Annotated in this window: 3 protein-coding genes; 1 reads left to right on the forward strand and 2 read right to left on the reverse strand. The window is 68.5% G+C overall.

Features of this window, described 5'->3' with window-relative positions:
- The coding region (locus EIO58_RS19410) for an Rv3235 family protein (protein ID WP_240658960.1) at positions 1-85 on the forward strand (85 nt) is incomplete at its 5' end.
- Positions 86-142: 57 nt separating this feature from the next.
- Here the strand turns inward: EIO58_RS19410 and EIO58_RS16775 are convergent.
- Both EIO58_RS16775 and EIO58_RS16780 read right to left on the reverse strand, forming a co-directional pair.
- Positions 143-499 carry a hypothetical protein gene (locus tag EIO58_RS16775; RefSeq protein WP_127820428.1) on the reverse strand — a complete coding sequence of 119 codons (357 nt, stop codon included), beginning with the start codon at positions 497-499 and terminating at the stop codon, positions 143-145.
- Positions 500-574: 75 nt separating this feature from the next.
- A complete protein-coding gene (locus EIO58_RS16780; RefSeq protein ID WP_127820429.1) occupies positions 575-1,801 on the reverse strand; it encodes a pyridoxal phosphate-dependent aminotransferase in 1,227 nt (408 codons plus the stop codon).
- Positions 1,802-2,097 lie beyond the last annotated feature (296 nt).

Consider the following 2,097-nt stretch of genomic DNA (forward strand, 5'->3'; position numbering starts at 1 on the left):
CGGCCCGGCGCGCACGCGCGCGCTCGCGGTGCGGCTCGAGGGCATGGACGGGCGCTGGCGCGCCACGTCGCTCGCCCTTCTCTGACGCCGCCGGTCGTGCGAGCGGGCCGACCCCAGCCTCGTGGCCTGGCCGGCCCGGTCGTCACTTCTTCTGGTCCTGGTCGATCAGCTCGAGGAGCGACTTGAGCGCGTCGCGGATCTCGTAGTGGTCGTGCTGGCCTGCGCGGCTCTCGGCCGAGATCACGCCCGAGCGGTGCACGCGCCGGAAGTCCCCGATCGGGAACGAGTACGCCTCCTTGGTCTCTTCGTTCTGGCTTCGGTCCATGCCGAGATGCCAGTGCGAGAACTCCGTCCATCCCTCGCGCTCGATGAACTCGTTCTCTTCGTCGGCGGAGGGGGCCGCCTCCGACCAGTCGTCCCGCTCGTCGCGGACGACCTTGCCGTCGCGGATGAGGGCTCGCGCATGCCGCAGCCCGGACTGGTTCAGTTGGATCGCCATATGCGCGAACGTAGGCCGTGCCCGCGCGCACTCACCAGGCCCTTGACGGATGCCGCGACCTGCGGCACCGTCGCGTTACTGCTTGTACGACGCGAGGAAGTTGCCGAGACGTTCGATCGCCTCTGACAGCACGCGCGCCTCGGGAAGTGTCACGATACGCAGGTGGTCGGGGGTGGGCCAGTTGAAGCCCGTCCCCTGCACGAGGAGAACATGCTCTGCGACGAGGAAGTCGTAGACCAGCTTGCCGTCGTCGTGGATCTCGTGGACCTCGGGATCCAGCCGCGGGAACGCGTAGAGCGCGCCCTGGGGCTTGAGGCACGTGACGCCGGGGATTCGCTCGAGACCCTCCCAGGCGGCATCCCGCTGCTCGTGCAGCCGGCCGTCGGGCGCGATGAGCGCGTCGATCGACTGCACGCCCGACAGCGCCGCCTGCACGGCGTGCTGAGCCGGCACGTTCGGGCACAGTCGCGTCGACGCGAGGAGCTGGATGCCCTCGAGGAACCCCGCCGCGTGCTTCTTCGGGCCCGTGATCACCAGCCAGCCCGAGCGGTAGCCGGCTACGCGATAGGTCTTGGACAGCCCGTTGAACGTGAGGCACAGCAGATCGGGCGCGAGCGTGGCGAGCGGGATGTGCTGCACGTCGTCGAAGACGATCCGGTCGTAGATCTCGTCCGACAGCAGCAGCAGCGAGTGCTCGCGCGCGATCTCGACGATGCCCTGCAGCACCTCGCGCGAGTACACCGCACCAGTCGGGTTGTTCGGGTTGATCACGACGATGGCCTTGGTGCGCGGGGTGATCTTCGAGCGGATGTCGTCGAGATCGGGCTGCCAGCCGTTCGCGTTGTCGCACAGGTAGTGCACCGGCGTCCCGTCGGCGAGGCTCGTCATAGCCGTCCACAGCGGGTAGTCGGGCGCCGGGATGAGCACCTCGTCGCCCTCGTCCAGCAGCGCCTGCATCGTCATCGTGATCAGCTCCGACACGCCGTTGCCGAGATAGACGTCGTCGGGGTCGAACTGCGGGAACCCGGGCACCTGCTCGTACCGCGAGACCACAGCACGACGGGCCGGCATGATGCCCTTGCTGTCGCTGTAGCCGTGCGCGTGCGGCACCGCCTCGATCATGTCGCGCACGATCTGGAACGGCGCCTCGAAGCCGAACACCGCGGGGTTCCCGGTGTTGAGCTTGAGGATGGTGTGACCCTCGTCCTCGAGCCGGTCTGCCTCGGCCAGTGCCTGCCCGCGGATCTCGTACAGGACGTTCTTGAGCTTGCTGGACTGGTCGAGAGTGCGGAGAGGACTCATCGCCTCAGGATATCCGCGGGGTGCCGAGGCCAATGGACCGCTCGTGGCCCGCCACCTCGCGAACGCCCCACCCAGAACAGGTGATCTGGTGGACGCAGGACGCTTCGGCGTGAAATCCTCCTGCCTCCGTCAGATCACCTGATCTCAGAGAAACGGTGACCGGGGCAGGTTCCGCTACTTGCGCTTCTCGGCGGCTCGGCGCTGGGCGCGGTTCTGCGGGGCCTGCTGCGGCGGCTGGGCCGCGGCATCGGTCCGCTGACCGAAGGCTCCGCGCTGCGCTTCCGCGGCCGGCGCCT

The organism is Microbacterium sp. CPCC 204701 (assembly GCF_004010105.1).
In the GTDB taxonomy this organism is placed as follows: domain Bacteria; phylum Actinomycetota; class Actinomycetes; order Actinomycetales; family Microbacteriaceae; genus Microbacterium.